Raw genomic sequence first — 16,959 nt, 5'->3', positions numbered from 1 at the left:
GAAATGACCCAACATCCAAAAAATACAGGAATGCAAATTTTTACCCTCATCTGGTTCGGACAGGTAATTTCTCTCATCGGCTCTCAGTTAAGTAACTTTGCTTTGGGTGTATGGGTATACCAGCGAACTGGTTCAGTAACACAGTTCGCCCTCATTTCCCTATTTACAAGCTTGCCGATGATTCTCATTTCCCCTATAGCAGGCACGCTGGTAGACCAATTCCCACGCCGCTGGATGATGGTATTTAGTGATTTAGGAGCAGGTATTGCTACAGGGGTGATTGCAATTTTGTTGGCAGCAGGCGACTTGACGATTTGGCACATATATATAGGTGCAACCATAAGTTCCTGCTTCAGCGCCTTTCAATGGCCCGCTTATACGTCTGCCACTACCCTCCTCGTACCTCCACAACACCTTGCTCGCGCCAACGGTATGTTGCAAATAGGGGAAGCTGCTGGTCGGTTGGTCGCACCGATGCTAGGAGGGGTGCTGCTGCTCATTCTCGATATCGATGGCATTCTCTTTATTGATTTTGCCACCTTTATTTTTGCTTTCAGTATTCTTTTACTAGTTCCGTTCCCAAAACAGTACATTGATCGCCATCGCGCCGAAAAAACTCCTTGGTTCAAAGAAGTATCCTACGGCTTGATATATATACTGAAAAGAAGAGGACTGTTTGCGCTGCTGCTTTTCTTCGCCGTTAACAATTTCCTCGTCGGAATTGTGCAGATGCTAATTACGCCCCTAGTATTGTCCTTCGCTTCAGCTACGGACTTAGGTACAATTATGACTGTTGGCGGTGTGGGAATGCTGGCAAGCAGCGTTCTCGTCAGTACTGTGAAAACACCGCAACATCTAATTCTAAGTATATTTAGCTTTATGCTGCTAGGTGGAATCTGCATTACGTGTGCAGGGTTCTACCAATTCGTTCCCGTCTTAGCGCTGATAGCTTTCCTCTTTTTCTTCGGTCTACCAATTATTAACAGTTCAAGCCAAGTTATTTTCCAAAGGAAAGTACCCTCTAGTGTCCAAGGTCGAGTTTTTGCAACAATAGGAGCGATCTCCAACGCATCGCAGCCTTTTGCTTACACAGTCGCAGGACCACTAGCAGATAAAATCTTCGAGCCATTAATGACTCCTAACGGGCTTTTAGCTGGAAGTATTGGAAAAATTATTGGTGTCGGTACTGGACGTGGTATCGGTTTGATGTTTATTGTGATGGGAATACTAACCGTATTGGCGACGGTTATCGCCTACCAGTATAAACCGTTGAGACTAGTAGAAAAGCAACTGCCGGATGCTGTAGCTCAGGATTGACCTTTCAAACAAACCGAATGAAGGGAAGTTCAGGTTAATTGATATTCCTCAAAAGTATACACACAAAAAATCTGTTGTTTGAGTTTTGCATATGACTATTATGAAGCCAAAACGGGTAGTAGTTACAGGTTTAGGAGCTATTACCCCCCTAGGAAATCAAGTAACGAAATACTGGAACGCCTTGCTTGAGGGACGCAGTGGTATTGCACCCATTACCTTGTTTGATACCTCTCGCCATACTTGTCGCATTGCGGCAGAAGTAAAGGGCTTTGAGCCTTGCGATTATTTAGAACGCAAGGATGTAAAGCGTATGGATCGCTTTGCCCAATTTGCAGTTGCTACCAGTATTCAAGCGATCGCCGATGCCAAATTTGAAATCAATGACCTGAATGCCACTCAAGTAGGAGTGATAATAGGCAGTGGCATTGGCGGTATCAAAGTAATGGAAGAGCAACAAGAAGTTTACTTAACTCGCGGTCCTGACCGCTGTAGTCCTTTTTATGTTCCGATGATGATTGCAAACATGGCAGCTGGATTAACAGCAATCCATACAGGTGCTAAAGGACCTAACTCCTGTACTGTTACCGCCTGTGCTGCTGGTTCCAATGCTGTGGGAGAAGGTTTTCGTTTAATTCAATATGGTTATGCCTCTGCAATTCTATGTGGTGGTACGGAAGCAGCAATTACCCCTCTATGTGTAGCTGGCTTTGCCGCAGCTAAAGCTTTATCAACTCGTAATCAAGAGCCTACTCGTGCTTCTCGTCCCTTTGAGCGCAACCGAGATGGGTTTGTGATGGGAGAAGGTGCTGGCATTTTATTACTAGAAGAGCTAGAGCATGCTTTGAGCCGTGGGGCTAATATCTATGCAGAAATCGTTGGCTATGCAATAACTTGTGATGCCTACCACATGACAGCTCCATCTCCTGGTGGCGAGGGAGCGGCTAGAGCTATGGAACTTGCTCTCAAAGATGCTGGCTTGTTCCCCAATCAGGTGAGCTATATCAACGCTCACGGCACTAGCACTGCTGCTAACGATGTTAATGAAACTTTAGCGATTAAAAAAGCTCTCGGAGAGAATGCCTTTCGCACACCCGTTAGTTCCACTAAATCGATGACTGGACATTTGTTAGGTGGTGCAGGAGGTATCGAAGCTGTGGCAACAGTTATGGCAGTGTTTACAGACAAAATTCCTCCTACTATCAATTTGGAGGAGCCAGATCCTGAATGTGACTTGGACTACGTCCCCCATAAAAGCCGGAATCAACGAGTTGAGGTTGCCCTTTCTAACTCTTTAGGTTTTGGTGGTCACAATGTCACTTTGGCTTTCAAAAAATTTGAGGGCTAATCTCTACCTCTAATGGATATGTCATGATAGCAGAAACTTTTGCAGGTGTTGCCTTGACTGGTACTGGTTCAGCTGTTCCAGACATGGTTATAACTAACGATGACCTTACTCAAGTGGTACAAACTTCTGATGAGTGGATTAAAAGCCGTACTGGCATCGGCGCTCGCAGGCTGCTACGAAACGAAGAGAGCCTGACTTCACTAGCGGTGCGAGCTGGCAAACAGGCACTTTCATCTGCCGGTTTGGCTGCTACCAACATAGATTTGATTTTGTTAGCCACTTCCACGGCAGATGACCGATTTGGCAACGCCGGTCGGATTCAGCATGAACTAGGTGCAAAGTGGGCAGTCGCTTTTGACTTAACTGCTGCTTGTTCGGGGTTTGTGTTCGGCTTGGTAACTGCTGCCCAGTTTATCCGCACTGGTACTTACCGCAATATTTTGCTGATTGGTGCAGATGTTCTCTCCCGGTGGGTAGACTGGTCAGATCGACGTACCTGTGTGCTGTTTGGAGACGGTGCTGGGGCAATAGTTATCCAAGCTCACCATGAAGACCGACTCCTGGGCTTTGAGTTGCGAAGTGATGGCAGCGGCCATCACCATTTGAACATTGCTTGTCCGTCGCTACAACGTCAACTTACCAACGACATAAATGTTGGTCAGGGAACCATTACACCAATCACGATGAATGGTCAAGAGGTCTATAAATTTGCTGTGCGATCTGTGCCGGAAGTGATTGATAAAGCCCTCTATCGTTCCGGAGTCAGTGCTAATGAACTTGACTGGCTGTTGTTACACCAAGCTAACCAGCGAATCCTTGATGCTGTAGCACTGCGCTTAGGAGTACCGTCTGAAAAAGTGATTAGCAACCTTGAAAACTACGGCAATACCTCTGCTGCTTCAATTGGGCTAGCTCTTGATGAATGGGTGCGTCAAGGTCACATCCAGCCCGACCACCTGATTGCTGCCTCAGGGTTTGGTGCAGGGCTGAGCTGGGGGGCTGTAGTGTTCCGTTGGGGAACTTAAACATTTTAAGTACGGGACATCAAATTTAGATGCGTTTGCCGTGATTGAGAAATTTCTCGTCGTGCGACTGCATAAAATAATTGGCTTACCCCTATCAAGATATAGAAGCAAGATGATTCGTAATTGAAGAGTCATTGCGAATCACGACTTACGAATTACAAACACCAATTCCCAAAATCTAACAAATAATAACTAAGGTTGACTTCCAATGGACATTTTTCGCAAACCAGTAAGCTTTGATACGAAGTCAAAAAAATTGAAGGTAGCTTTAATGGTTCCTGTAGGATTAGCAGCTATTGCTGTGCCGGTCTATATTTTTTCCACTAGCTCTAATTTAAGTTTGCAACTTAAAAACCAGAGTAATGTAGCGCCAACAGCTCCAGTTCAAAAACCTGTAAATCCAAGTATTGCAGCTTTAGGACGCATTCAAACAAAGGATAAAATCGTTAACCTATCTGGACCATCTGCTTTGCAAACTGCCACGTTAGATAAGGTTTTGGTAAAAGAAGGCGATAATGTTCGTCGCGGACAATTAATTGCTGTTCTTGATAACGTCAGACAACTGCAAACAACCGTAGACAAAGCCCAAATGGGCGTTCGAGTCGCTCAAGCGCAACTTGATCAAGCCAAAGCAGGGACTACAAAACAAGGAGAAGTTGCGGCCGGGCAAGCACGCATCGCAGATTTAGAAGCCCAATTTCAAGGGAATATTACCGTTCAAAAAGCCAAGATAGCTGGCTTGGAAGCGCAACTGAAAAATGCACAGACTGAGTACGCACGCTATCGATCATTGTACGAACAAGGCGCAATATCTGCTGTTACCAACGATACTAAAAAATTAGCAGTAGAAACTTTGCAAGCGCAACTTAAGGAAGCTAAAAGTTCGCTGAATCAGACTTTATCATCATTTCCCAACCAGATTAAAGAAGCTAAAGCTAGTTTAAGAAAGTTAAAAGAAGTACGTCCTGTAGATGTGCAGGTTGCTCAAAGCGAGTTAGAAAAAGCAAAGGCATCTGTCCTGGAAGCAAAAGCAAATTTAGATTTGGCTTACGTGAGAGCGCCGATGGATGGAAAAATTTTGAAAATTAACACTTTTCCGGGAGAAACTATTAGCTTTGAAAAAGGGATAGTTGAGCTAGCTCAAACGCAGCAAATGTATGTTGTTGCTGAAATTTACGAAACTGATATCAGCAAAATAAAAGTAGGTCAAAAAGCTTCGATATCGAGTCGCGCATTACCGAAAGCATTAGCTGGAAGCGTTGAGAAAGTAGGTGTCCAAATAGGTAAGCGAAATGTTGTAAGTAATGACCCTACGATAAATGCTGATTCAAGGATTGCAGAGGTAAAGATTCGCTTAAATGCTAGCGATGTTAACGAAGCTGCTAAATTCATTAATTTGCAGGTTGATGTCAAACTTGAAACTAATTCAAATAGTTGAAATTATAGGAAAATACTAAATTATGAGCGCTACAACACCTATTGCTTGGTTGCAACTAATCCATCGCAAAGCTCGCTTATTAGTTACAATTACTGGCGTGACCTTTGCTGTAATGTTGATGTTTATTCAATTGGGTTTTCGAGACGGACTTTTTGAAGATGCTGTCACCTTTCATAAAAAATTACAAGCAGATTTAGTGTTGCTGCATCGCGATACAGAGCTTTTTTTTGAAATGAAAGAGTTTCCACGGCGCTATTTGTATAACATTTCATCAGTCGATGGGATAGCCTCAGTCAATCCTTTCTACTTTTCCACCGTAAATTTCAAAAATCCTAAAACTTTTGTCAAAACACCGATAGCTATTTGCGCTTTTACGCCGGATAAGCCTGTGTTTAAAATACCAGAAATCAATCAACAAACAGAAGCGATAAAAGCAGCTAACACCGTATTATTTGATAGACTTTCTCGACCGGAATTTGGTCCAATTGTTGAAAACCTGGAAAAACATGGAGAAGTGATAACAGAAGTATCTAATCGCCAAACTAAAATTGGAGGATTATTTTCTCTAGGAGGTGGGGTGATGTCGGCGAATGGTGCTATCATCACCAGTGATCTAAACTTCTCTGAAATCGTTAACCACCCATTAGAAAAAGTTCATATGGGAGTTATTCAACTCCAACCAGGTGTTGACCCCCAAAGTCTCATTAAAAAAGTCTCCAAAGACCTACCTCGAGATGTGAAGTTAATGACTTTAGAAGACTTCATGCAACTTGAGAAAGACACTGTAGCGCAATCTACACCCATCGGATTTATTTTTAATATGGGTACAGTGATAGGATGTGCATTTGGTGGGATTATTGTTTATCAAATTTTGTACACACAAATATCTGATAGCTTAGTTATCTACGCAACATTTAAAGCGATTGGATATGCAAATTCGTACATGGTAAAAGTGGTTTTGCAACAAGCAGTTTTAATGTCCTTAATTGGATACGTCCCTGGATTTGCTTTCTGCATATATCTATATAGCTTTGTTCAAGATGCGACTCGCTTGCCAATGTTTATGACGATAACTAGAGGTGTGCTGGTGATGGTACTAACAATTATTATGTGTTCCATAGCCGGAATGTTAGCGATGAGTAAACTTCGGTCTGCCGACCCAGCCGAACTTTTTGGATAAAGTCTACCAATTTCCAATGAATAATTTGCGGTTTGTAATTAATTTCACAATTTAGAGCAAAGCGTCTCAATCAAAGAGTCTACTGAATTTTGAAGTTTCAATTCTCAATTCTGATACCAAGCATTTATCAATCTTCTATCTTTCAGGTAATCATCATGTTTCAATCTCCGATTATCTCAGTTCAATACCTCAACCACTACTTTGGAAAAGGTTCATTACGTAAACAAGTTTTATTTGATGTCAGCTTATCAATTGACTCTGGTGAAATTGTAATTTTAACAGGTCCTTCTGGTTCAGGGAAAACAACTTTATTAAGCTTAATCGCCGGTTTACGTACTGTACAAGAAGGTAGCGTAAAAGTATTGGGAAGCGAAATCTATCGTGCCAGCAATCAAAAGCTATTACAACTACGTCGTCAGATTGGATATGTTTTCCAAAAGCACAATTTAGTACCCTTCCTAACCGCAAGTCAAAATGTACAAATGACTATGGAATTAGGTAAAAATATGTCTCGTAAAGAAATGTGCCGTGAGGCAGAAGCGATGCTGGAATTAGTAGGTTTAAAACACCGTATTAATTATTATCCTGAACAACTTTCTGAAGGACAAAAACAACGTGTGGCATTTGCACGGGCATTAGTTACTAAACCTCAATTAATTCTTGCTGATGAACCAACAGCATCGCTAGATAAAGCAAGTACTCACACTGTAGTCGAAACCTTAAAAAATCTTGCCAAATATCATGGTTGTTCCATTCTCTTAATTACTCATGACAATCGCATTCTTGATATGGCTGACCGTATTATTCACATGGAAGATGGTTACTTAAAGAATAATGTTCGCACTGCCTAATAAACTGATTTGCTTACACCAAAAAAGTTTCCTTTTTTCAATCTAAACAAACATTAACTTTGATTTTAGGAGATATTTTTAATGACATCTACACTAAACAATTCAATCACAAGAATTCACAATCCCAGCAAGCAGGAATACTTGAATCTGCAGAAACAAGGTCAAGCGTTTATTATTAATGGTGTTGCTAACCAATGGGACGCTTATAAAAAGTGGTCGAATGATTATCTAATAAGTACTTGTGGAGATAATCTTGTTCCTGTTGAAGCTTACAACAAAACTTTTTTTCAGAATTGCAATTTTGATTATAACGATTTTGACCATCTCAAAGAAATGAAACTTAAAGATTATCTTGATGTGGTTAATGGGAATCAAAAGGATGGTAATATATCGTACTAAATAGCTCCTCTGGATTTCCAGAAGTACTTTCCTGAACTCATTAAAGATATACTTCTTCCAAAATACTTCACGAAAAACCTAAAAATAATGTATTTCTTTTTTGTGTTCTCTAACAAAAAATCTACTTCAACTACTTACCTTCACTTTGATGATGTACATAACATTTTTGCACAAATCCGTGGACGAAAAAAATTCATTTTATATCCACCTTCAAATTATCTATCATTTTATCCACCTATTGGAGATAATGGCTCTTCCTCTGCTTGGACTACAGTTGCTTGGAGTAAAGTAAATCCTGCTAAGCCTGACTTAGAATCTTACCCTAAATTTCCTTGGCAAGACAAAATTGAGGTTATTCTTGAAGCTGGAGAAATACTCTACATTCCGCCTTTATGGTGGCATCATGTTACAGCGATAGAAGAAAATATCTCATTAACTTTTTGGTATCCTCCAAGTATCAAAGACTTGATTGCGCAGAAAGGATTCTTATCAACATTTTTGCAAATAGCACCTCATGTCATTCCTCATCTAATTAAATCTGAAGTCAAGAAAAAGTTAAAAATAATAAGTTCAAATAAAACTTGACTCTGAATAAACTCTGTCACAGTAGGTTGACTCACATCTTGCACCCTTCGGGTTCGCCAGTCCCCTGGGCGTGGGAAACCCGCCTGCTTTCTCGCTTACTCACCATTCTCAACAAGAGCCAGAGGCTCTAATATCTCGTTACCAGGTTGAACCTGGTAACGAGGGTTTGGAGGCTGAGCCTCCTCACTATTGCAAAGCATGTAGTAGGCGCTAAAGCGCTTATTACGAGCTAGTTCCCAAGCTTTACTTTCCTTTACATAGTTCGATTTTTTCTCGCCTACTTACTTATACATAGCCAAATTTCTGCATAATTGCTGAGTTTTAACACTATTAAACACAAACTGCTGTTTATTCAAATCAATGATGTAAAACAAATGATTTCAGAAATTGAGCCAAGAACTGTAATACACAGCCGCTATCAGATTCATAAATTTCTTGGTAAGGGAGGATTTGGACGAACTTACCTAGCATTCGACAATGAGCGATTTAATGAAGTTTGTGTTTTGAAAGAGTTTGTACCAACAACATCAAAAGAAGAAAACCTCCGTAAATGCAAGGAGTTATTCGAGCGTGAAGCAAAAGTTTTATACCAAATTGAGCATCCTCAAATTCCCAAATTTTTAGCTTGGTTTACGGATAACCAACGAATCTTTATCGTTCAGGAATATATTGACGGCAAAACTTATTCAGAAATTTTATCCGATCGCATGCTACAGAAAGGTGAGCCATTTTCTGAAATAGAAGTGAGAACATGGTTAATGGATATATTACCAGTTTTAGAATATCTCCACGATCGCCAAATAATTCACAGAGATATTTCACTAGAGAATATCATGTTACCTCATAATCAATCTAAACCCGTGCTGATTGATTTTGGGGTAGTTCAAGAGAATTGTACCCAGATTATGTCTCCTGATTCTCTAAATTTTTATAACTCAATTCGCAAATCAGTAGTCGGGAAGATTGGCTATTCTCCACCTGAACAGCTACGTTTAGGACAATCCTATCCTTCTAGCGATCTCTATGCACTTGGTGTTTGTGCAGTGGTTCTTTTAACGGGTAAAATGCCACTTTCTCTCTTAGATGAATCACTAAATTGGCAATGGCGTTCTCAAGTCAATATCTCTGAGGATTTTGCGCTCATTTTAGAAAAAATGCTGGCAGAAGTACCAAATGAGCGCTTCCATTCAGCTAAAGAAATTCTTGTTTTCTTGAATAACCTACACAGTCATTCACCTGTTTTACCTCGTTTTACATTTATACCTCGAATACAAGGAATTAAAAGTTTCCAAAAGCAAAAACAAGAAAAAAAAACTAAGAAAGCATTAGAAGAATTATTAATTTTACAAAAATTAGAACGAGAACTTAGACAAGAAAATGCTACAAATGGCGACATTCATCCACAAACACCTATGTATATCAACTTAGATTTGGCAGAGTATATACAACAAGAATCAACTGTTCCTATCGAGTCTTCTCCTCATGTTTTGATGAAAACTCCATTAATAGCGGCAAAAATTAGCGATGTTTTGATGAAAATACTTACTAAAATAGCAGTATCTAACACTTCTGTTAATAACAACAACTCTATAAATCATAACATACAGGTTTTTATGGAAAATTCTTCTGTAAATAGGAATTTGGAGCTTTTAAAACTTATTCAGCAAGAACTCACTAAGTTTATTGGACCAATGGCAAGTTTAATTATTAATGAAGTATTAGCGGTTTTTCCAGATTGTTCACCATCGCAACTCATCGAAATCTTAGCAGCAGAAATTCCTGATAAATTAACGTCAAAGCAATTTCAAGAGGATACTTATAACATAATTCAATCAAATTTGCTTCTTATACAAAAAACTGAGTAATATTTATTAGAGGTTTCCAATCGGTTTATTTGAAATAAATCAATAATAATTCATAAGTTACATTTTTTTGTGGAAGCGCTTTGCTTACAGTATTATTTTTGACTTTTAATTCCTTAATTATTGATAAATAATGTATTCTATAGCAATCCTAAATCATAAGCTCTACGGGCACACGAAGAGTTTATGCCTGCGGCACGCACTCGCCTTCGTGAACAGCCAAATTCCTGACTTTACCGAAGAAGCCGGAAACCTGAGCCGATGGATTTTTACAAATTAAATAGAATTACTAGATTTGCTAACATTTTTAATTTTCTCCCAATTTTTTCTGAAAAATCACCAGACAAGTGCATAATTTTCCAGAAGTGAACCGTAATATATTATAAAAGCAATAAAAATATTGGGTGACACAGTATAACATTGCTAGAAAGATTTGACGCTTTATAAGTCCATACGGTTCAGATAAGACCAGAACCCTTATCACGACCACAATGTAGAGATGCGCCATGGCGCGTCTCTACAGAGAACGCGAATCTTTTATAAGTGATTGCACTATCAAGTTTTATGGATATCACCTTTAATAGTTTTATCTTTTATTTTATATAATAAATAAAAAATAAAATTTTATTGAAGAGTTTTCTTATAGTTGCTTGAAGTGAGTTATAGCTTATCTGAATCTTTAAGTCTATTTACCTTAATTTTACAACGGAGGACGGAGAAATGAATCATTTAGTATTGGTTAATTCTCAGCAACAAGAAGTACAAAACCTTGTTGATAAAAGTAACCTAAACCAACAATTGGTCAATGTAGTAATTAGTATTCGAGGTCACAACTATCATACTCAAGCTATTGAAACAACTGTGAAGCAGAGCCATCCATCCTTAAAACCAAGCGCTGGAGTGGTCTTTTCTGTAGAAGTTAATTATCAAGAACGGTTAGTCGTTCTTCAGGAGGTGAAGAGAGCCTATTCACGTATTTTTAATGCGGATGAAGTCATTAAAGCCATCCGTTCTGCAGTTTTAGAAGAACATGAACTGCAAATTTATACTGTGGTGTTTTTAAAGGCAGGTAGTATTCCAAAAGACTCTACTGGTAAGATTGACTATCATGCTTGTCGCAATGCTTTTTTAAATGCAAGCTTGGATGCAATACATACTTGGACCGTGAACCATGAACAAGATTTGCAGCAACTACAAAAAGATGTAGATGCATTGTTAGAACAAATGCAAGTGTTTGTTCAGTCGGCATAGTTCTGATTGGTGTGGGCGCTGTGACTAGTTAATTGTGAGCCAGAGGCTCTAATATCTCGTTACCAGGTTCAACCTGGTAACAAGGGTTTGGAGGCTGAGCCTCCTCACTGTTGTAACAGGTGCAAGATTTTAGCCAACTTACTTAAGTAGGTCGGTGTAGATAATTAAAGGTATGTAATAAGCGCTTACTACAAGCTAGTTTCCAAGATTTACTTTTCTTTACATAGTTTAATTTTTTCTTGCCAGCTTACTTACTGCATAAAATTTGGCATACGACTGGTATTAAACACAAGAACGCACTAAATCCATCGCATACATCCCGCAGTTGCGATTATTCAAAGCAACTTTTCGGAATATTAAACCAGTGAACAGTACCAGCCGCAGTTATCAAGCGTATGGTGTGGATTAACGCCTTCCACCAATTGGTGTGGTGTTTCCGCCAATGATGAAACTAATAATGCGGATACTTAATAACTGTTAATAACAGATTCTGCCAAGTACTTTATCTTTTCTGAGGAAACATCAAATGATTGCTAATTTAAACGATTTTACCAATAACAATGATGTTAAATTTTCTACTTTAGTAGAACTTTTAACCTACAGAGCGCAAAATCAAACTGAACAAACAGCTTATACTTTTCTTCTTGATGGAGAAACAGAAAGCGTTAATCTAAGTTATCAAGAATTAGATAAAAAAGCACGGGCGATCGCCACTCAACTTCTTCAACACGGAGTACCAGGTTCGCGGGCTTTGTTACTATATCCACCTGGACTAGAATTTACCGCTGCCTTTTTTGGTTGTTTATATGCTGGCTTTGTCGCGGTTCCTGCTTATCCACCCCGACGCAATCAAAAAATGTCTAGGCTACAGGCGATTGTATCAGATGCTTCAGCAGTGGTAGCACTGACTACAGCATCCGAATTAACAACCATGGCGGTTCAATTGGCTGAAAATAATACATTGGCTGCAATACCCTGGTTAACAACCGATAATATTAACACTGACATAGCCGTAGATTGGCAGCATCCAAATATAAACAGTGATACTTTGGCTTTTCTCCAGTACACTTCGGGTTCTACGGGAACTCCAAAAGGGGTGATGGTGAGTCATGGTAATCTATTGCACAATGAGCAAATGATTTTGAGGGCTTTTGACCATACCAAGGAAACTATTGTTGTAGGTTGGTTGCCCTTATACCATGACATGGGATTAATTGGGAATTTGCTCCAGCCATTGTATCTTGGTAGACCTTGCATTCTCATGCCACCAGTTGCTTTTCTCCAAAAGCCTTTCCGTTGGTTGCAGGCAATTTCTAATTACAAAGCAACGACCAGTGGAGGTCCAAATTTTGCTTATGACCTTGCTTGTCGCCAAATTACCCCGGAACAACTAGCAACTCTTGATTTAAGTCGTTGGGAAGTTGCGTTTACAGGTGCAGAACCGATACGTGCCGAAACAATGGAACGTTTTGCCGAAACTTTTGCTCCTTGCGGTTTCCGTCACTCAGCATTCTATCCTTGCTATGGAATGGCGGAAACAACTTTAATTGTATCTGGGGGTTTGAAATCTGAGGCTCCAATTGTTCGTCATATTCAACCCACAGCTTTGGAACAAAACCAAGTCATATATACTACTGCTTCTGATGGTGGCAAAGCGATTGTTGGTTGTGGTAAAAGTAGCCCAGACCAAAAAGTGCTGATTGTCAACCCCGAATCATTTCTGCCTTGTCCAGATGAACAGGTGGGAGAAGTTTGGGTAGCAGGCGATAGTATCGCTCAAGGTTACTGGAATCGTCCCGAACAAACGAAAAATACTTTTCAAGCGTACCTTGCAGACAATAAAACTGGTCCTTTTCTGCGGACTGGGGATTTAGGCTTTTTACACGATGGTGAGTTGTTTATCACTGGTCGCCTCAAAGATTTAATTATCATCATGGGTCGCAACCATTATCCTCAAGATATTGAATTCACTGTGGAAAATAGTCACCCTGCACTACGTCCTGCTGGTGGTGCAGCCTTTGCAGTCGAAATCAAAACTGGTGAAAAGTTGGTGATTGTCCAAGAAGTCGAACGCAGTCACCTCCGCAAGCTTAACGCTGATGAAGTCATAGGAGCAATTCGTAAAGCCGTAGCCGAACACCATGATTTGCAAACTCATGCCATTGTTTTGATTAAAACGAATAGTTTACCGAAAACTTCTTCCGGTAAAGTACGGCGCAGTACCTGTCGGGCTGAGTTTGAAGCTGGTACTCTCGACGTGGTTGCTATTTGGAGTGCTGATTCTCACAACAAAACTAAATTAGAAAATGTGGAATCAATCGCACCGCAGTTAGAACAAACCCAAATTGAGACAGCAAACACCGAAGCGATCGCAGCTTGGTTAGTTACCAAAGTCACTGAACAATTGCAAATTTCCTCCCAAGAAATCAATATTAACGAACCTCTCGCACAATACGGTCTGGGTTCCTTGGCAGCAGTGAGAATTTCGGGAGAATTGCAGGAATGGTTGGGACGCGAACTTTCACCGACTCTGTTGTATGATTATCCTTCAATCGCAGCTTTAGCACAACATTTAGGCGGTGGAGTTCCACAACAAAAGGTCGTATCGCAGCAACAAAAAGAACAAAAAGAAAATAATGCGATTGCGATCGTTGGTATTGGTTGCCGTTTCCCTGGTGCTGATAATCCAGAAGCCTTTTGGCAATTACTACGCCGTGGTGTCGATGCGATTAGCGAAGTCCCGCAACAGCGATGGGATGCGAATACTTTCTATGACTCAAACCGCGCTACACCAGGTAAAATGAATACTCGTTGGGGTGGCTTTTTAGAACAAGTAGATAAATTTGACGGGCAATTTTTTGGAATTTCTCCACGCGAAGCAGAGTCTCTCGACCCGCAACAGCGATTATTATTAGAAGTTAGCTGGGAAGCGCTCGAAAATGCAGCTTATGCACCAGATAAGTTAGCAGGAAGCAATACGGGTGTATTTGTTGGAATTAGTAATTTTGATTACTCTCAGTTGCTATCCAAACAAGTTGCTGGATTCGATGCTTATACAGGTACAGGTAACGCTTTTAGCATCGCCGCTAACCGTATCTCCTATTTGTTAGATTTGCGTGGTCCGAGTTGGGCAGTAGATACAGCTTGTTCTTCATCCTTAGTTGCACTTCACCAAGCTTGTCAAAGTCTGCGTCAGGGAGAATGCGAACTTGCTTTAGCTGCTGGTGTAAATTTAATTCTCACCCCACAGTTGACTATTACATTTTCCCAAGCTGGGATGATGTCTAGCGATGGTCGTTGTAAAACTTTTGATGCCGATGCTGATGGTTATGTACGGGGAGAAGGTTGCGGTGTCGTGGTTCTCAAACGTCTTTGCGATGCTCAACGCGATGGAGATAATATCCTTGCAGTTATTAAAGGTTCAGCAATTAATCAAGACGGACGCAGCAACGGACTTACAGCACCCAATGGACTAGCCCAACAAGCAGTGATTCGCCAAGCAATGCAAAATGCTGGTGTGTCACCGAGTGAAATTAGCTACGTTGAAGCGCATGGTACTGGAACCTTTTTAGGCGACCCTATCGAGGTAAACTCCCTCAAAGCAGTCCTTATGGAAGGACGTTTGTCTGAGCAACCTTGTGTTATTGGTTCTGTCAAAACCAATATTGGACATTTGGAAGCAGCAGCAGGAATGGCTGGTTTAATTAAAACTGTCCTATCGCTACATCACGAGGAAATTCCACCCCATTTGCACCTCAAACAAGTTAACCCCCACATTTCTTTTGCTGGCACAAACTTGTCCATCCCTAGTACAGTTGTGCCTTGGAATAGAGGCAATAAACAACGCTTGGCTGGTGTATCTTCTTTTGGTTTTGGTGGTACCAATGCTCATGTGATTTTAGAAGAAGCACCCGAAGCAAGTCAAAAAGAAACGGCAAGCGATAGGCAGGTGCATCTTCTCACGCTATCCGCTAAAAGTGAAAATGCTTTGCGCGATTTAGCACAACGTTATGAGAATTATCTTGGTAATAACCCTGAGGCATCATTACCAGATATTTGTTTCACAGCCAATACCGGGCGATCGCATTTCGATCATCGCTTAGTTGCGATCGCGAAATCTAACCTGGAATTACAAACGGTACTTGGTGCTTACGCTGCTGGTAAAAAAATGTCTCAGTTGGTAAGCGGTAAAATTGGTGGTAAAAAGCATCCCAAAATCGCCTTTTTGTTCACAGGTCAGGGTTCCCAATATGTAAATATGGGTCGCCAACTTTATGAAACTCAGCCGACCTTCCGCGCTTGCATTGACCAATGCGATAAAATTTTGCGGTCTTATCTAGATAAACCTCTGCTGTCGGTTTTGTATCCTCAAGCCGAAACCGAAAGTAGCTACATCGATGAAACTGCTTACACCCAACCAGCGATATTTGCTGTAGAATACGCTCTGGTGCAGTTGTGGAAATCTTGGGGTGTAGAACCAACAGCCGTCATTGGTCACAGTTTCGGTGAATATGTCGCAGCTTGCATAGCTGGAGTCTTTACACTGGAAGAAGGACTCAAGCTAGTTGCCGAGCGATCGCGCTTGATGCAAGGAATCAAGTCAATGGGTGCGATGGCTGCGGTATTTGGCAATGAGGCTCAAGTACAAGCGGCGATTGAATCTTACAGCCAAGAAGTTACCATCTCTGCAGTTAACGCTCCTGATAATATCACCATCTCTGGTACCGTCGCAGCAATTGAGGCAGTCATCGCTAAACTCGAAGCCCAAGGAATTGAGACTCGACGCTTAAAAGTATCTCACGCCTTCCATTCTCCTTTGATGGACGAAATGCTAGATGCTTTTGAGCAAACCACAAGTCGAGTACAATTCCAAGCTCCGCGCATTCCCTTAATTTCCAATGTGACTGGAACTTGGCTGCCTTCAGGAGTTGTACCCGATGCCAAATATTGGCGATGCCACACCCGTGAAGCTGTAAAATTTATGGCAGGGTTAAATACCTTGTTGGCAGAGGGTTACGAATTCTTTGTAGAAATTGGTTCCAAACCAGTTCTCTGTAGTCTAGGCAAACGCTGCCAGCAAGTAGAAAATGCTGTTTGGTTACCTTCTTTGACTGCAAAGTCCGATAATTGGCAAACATTGCTGGAAAGCTTATCAGTATTGTATCTGCAAGGAGTCGATATTGACTGGACAGGATTTGAAGGCGATGATTCGCGTCAGCTACTGCCACTTCCTACTTATGCGTTTCAAAGAAAACGTTACTGGATTGATTCTGAAAATACGGTTGACAATGGCAATGCAAATGTGAATAGCAATGGTTCTAAACCTGTTGCGTCAGTTCATGGCGATGAAGGAGGAACACCATCTAAGGCATTGGTGGAAAAAATTATCAAACAACAGCTACAGCTCATGTCTGAGCAGTTAGAAGTTTTGCGTAGTTATGGTTTGTCTTTTGACAAATCCTTGCCATCGCAGAATGGACACTTACATAACTAAACGCAAGTCCTACAGGCGTTGCGTAAAATCTCTACGGTTGGTTGTTCCAACATGAAAACTCACACGCCGCTTACAAAGCACGCAGAGGAGATTAAGAAATTCTCTGCGTGCTCTGCGCCTGTGACATTCAAACGTCTGTTCCCCTCTGCCAAGAAGCTGCTCTCTTCGTGAAGTGGCAGCAATGATTTAGGACTTACGCATTGACAGGAAAT

General features: G+C 40.9%; 9 protein-coding genes and 1 pseudogene. All 10 read left to right on the top strand.

Annotated features, from left to right (window positions below):
• Positions 1–3: 3 nt before the first annotated feature.
• The 10 genes and pseudogenes from V5G28_RS19585 (at position 4) to V5G28_RS19540 (ending at position 16,747) form a co-directional block, all read left to right on the top strand.
• Positions 4–1,317, top strand: coding sequence for an MFS transporter (locus V5G28_RS19585; protein ID WP_332987852.1), 1,314 nt, complete (start codon positions 4–6; stop codon positions 1,315–1,317).
• A gap of 91 nt (positions 1,318–1,408) precedes the next feature.
• Positions 1,409–2,662 carry a beta-ketoacyl-ACP synthase II gene (gene fabF / locus V5G28_RS19580; RefSeq protein WP_332987851.1) on the top strand — a complete coding sequence of 418 codons (1,254 nt, stop codon included), beginning with the start codon at positions 1,409–1,411 and terminating at the stop codon, positions 2,660–2,662.
• A gap of 23 nt (positions 2,663–2,685) precedes the next feature.
• Entirely contained in the window at positions 2,686–3,687 is a 1,002-nt protein-coding gene (locus V5G28_RS19575) for a beta-ketoacyl-ACP synthase III (RefSeq protein ID WP_332987850.1), read from the top strand.
• Positions 3,688–3,895: 208 nt separating this feature from the next.
• Positions 3,896–5,125 (top strand): ABC exporter membrane fusion protein, encoded by a 1,230-nt coding sequence (locus tag V5G28_RS19570; RefSeq protein WP_332987849.1) that lies wholly within the window; start codon positions 3,896–3,898, stop codon positions 5,123–5,125.
• A 22-nt stretch (positions 5,126–5,147) separates the two neighbouring features.
• Positions 5,148–6,305: an ABC transporter permease DevC gene (devC, locus tag V5G28_RS19565; RefSeq protein WP_332987848.1), complete on the top strand. Its 1,158-nt coding sequence runs from the start codon at positions 5,148–5,150 to the stop codon at positions 6,303–6,305.
• A gap of 155 nt (positions 6,306–6,460) precedes the next feature.
• Positions 6,461–7,156 (top strand): DevA family ABC transporter ATP-binding protein, encoded by a 696-nt coding sequence (locus tag V5G28_RS19560; RefSeq protein ID WP_332987847.1) that lies wholly within the window; start codon positions 6,461–6,463, stop codon positions 7,154–7,156.
• An 81-nt stretch (positions 7,157–7,237) separates the two neighbouring features.
• Positions 7,238–8,140, top strand: a pseudogene (locus V5G28_RS19555) (cupin-like domain-containing protein).
• Between the two features lie 374 nt (positions 8,141–8,514).
• On the top strand, positions 8,515–10,005 hold the full coding sequence (locus tag V5G28_RS19550; protein WP_332987846.1) for a serine/threonine-protein kinase: 1,491 nt from the start codon (positions 8,515–8,517) through the stop codon (positions 10,003–10,005).
• Positions 10,006–10,722: 717 nt separating this feature from the next.
• Complete coding sequence (locus V5G28_RS19545) at positions 10,723–11,253, top strand: hypothetical protein (RefSeq protein WP_332987845.1); 531 nt, start codon at positions 10,723–10,725, stop codon at positions 11,251–11,253.
• Between the two features lie 526 nt (positions 11,254–11,779).
• Entirely contained in the window at positions 11,780–16,747 is a 4,968-nt protein-coding gene (locus V5G28_RS19540; protein WP_332987844.1) for a beta-ketoacyl synthase N-terminal-like domain-containing protein, read from the top strand.
• Positions 16,748–16,959 lie beyond the last annotated feature (212 nt).

This window comes from Scytonema sp. PRP1 (genome assembly GCF_036697665.2).
GTDB classification, from domain to species: Bacteria; Cyanobacteriota; Cyanobacteriia; order Cyanobacteriales; family Nostocaceae; genus Kalymmatonema; species Kalymmatonema gypsitolerans.
This window is presented reverse-complemented; position numbering and strand designations above follow the sequence as displayed.

Bases quoted from the DNA above. Each gene is read 5' to 3' on its own strand.
- V5G28_RS19575 (WP_332987850.1), top strand. From the start codon at position 2,686: ATGATAGCAGAAACTTTTGCAGGTGTTGCCTTGACTGGTACTGGTTCA.
- V5G28_RS19570 (WP_332987849.1), top strand. From the start codon at position 3,896: ATGGACATTTTTCGCAAACCAGTAAGCTTTGATACGAAGTCAAAAAAA.
- devC (WP_332987848.1), top strand. From the start codon at position 5,148: ATGAGCGCTACAACACCTATTGCTTGGTTGCAACTAATCCATCGCAAA.
- V5G28_RS19550 (WP_332987846.1), top strand. From the start codon at position 8,515: ATGATTTCAGAAATTGAGCCAAGAACTGTAATACACAGCCGCTATCAG.
- fabF (WP_332987851.1), top strand. From the start codon at position 1,409: ATGACTATTATGAAGCCAAAACGGGTAGTAGTTACAGGTTTAGGAGCT.
- V5G28_RS19545 (WP_332987845.1), top strand. From the start codon at position 10,723: ATGAATCATTTAGTATTGGTTAATTCTCAGCAACAAGAAGTACAAAAC.
- V5G28_RS19585 (WP_332987852.1), top strand. From the start codon at position 4: ATGACCCAACATCCAAAAAATACAGGAATGCAAATTTTTACCCTCATC.
- V5G28_RS19560 (WP_332987847.1), top strand. From the start codon at position 6,461: ATGTTTCAATCTCCGATTATCTCAGTTCAATACCTCAACCACTACTTT.
- V5G28_RS19540 (WP_332987844.1), top strand. From the start codon at position 11,780: ATGATTGCTAATTTAAACGATTTTACCAATAACAATGATGTTAAATTT.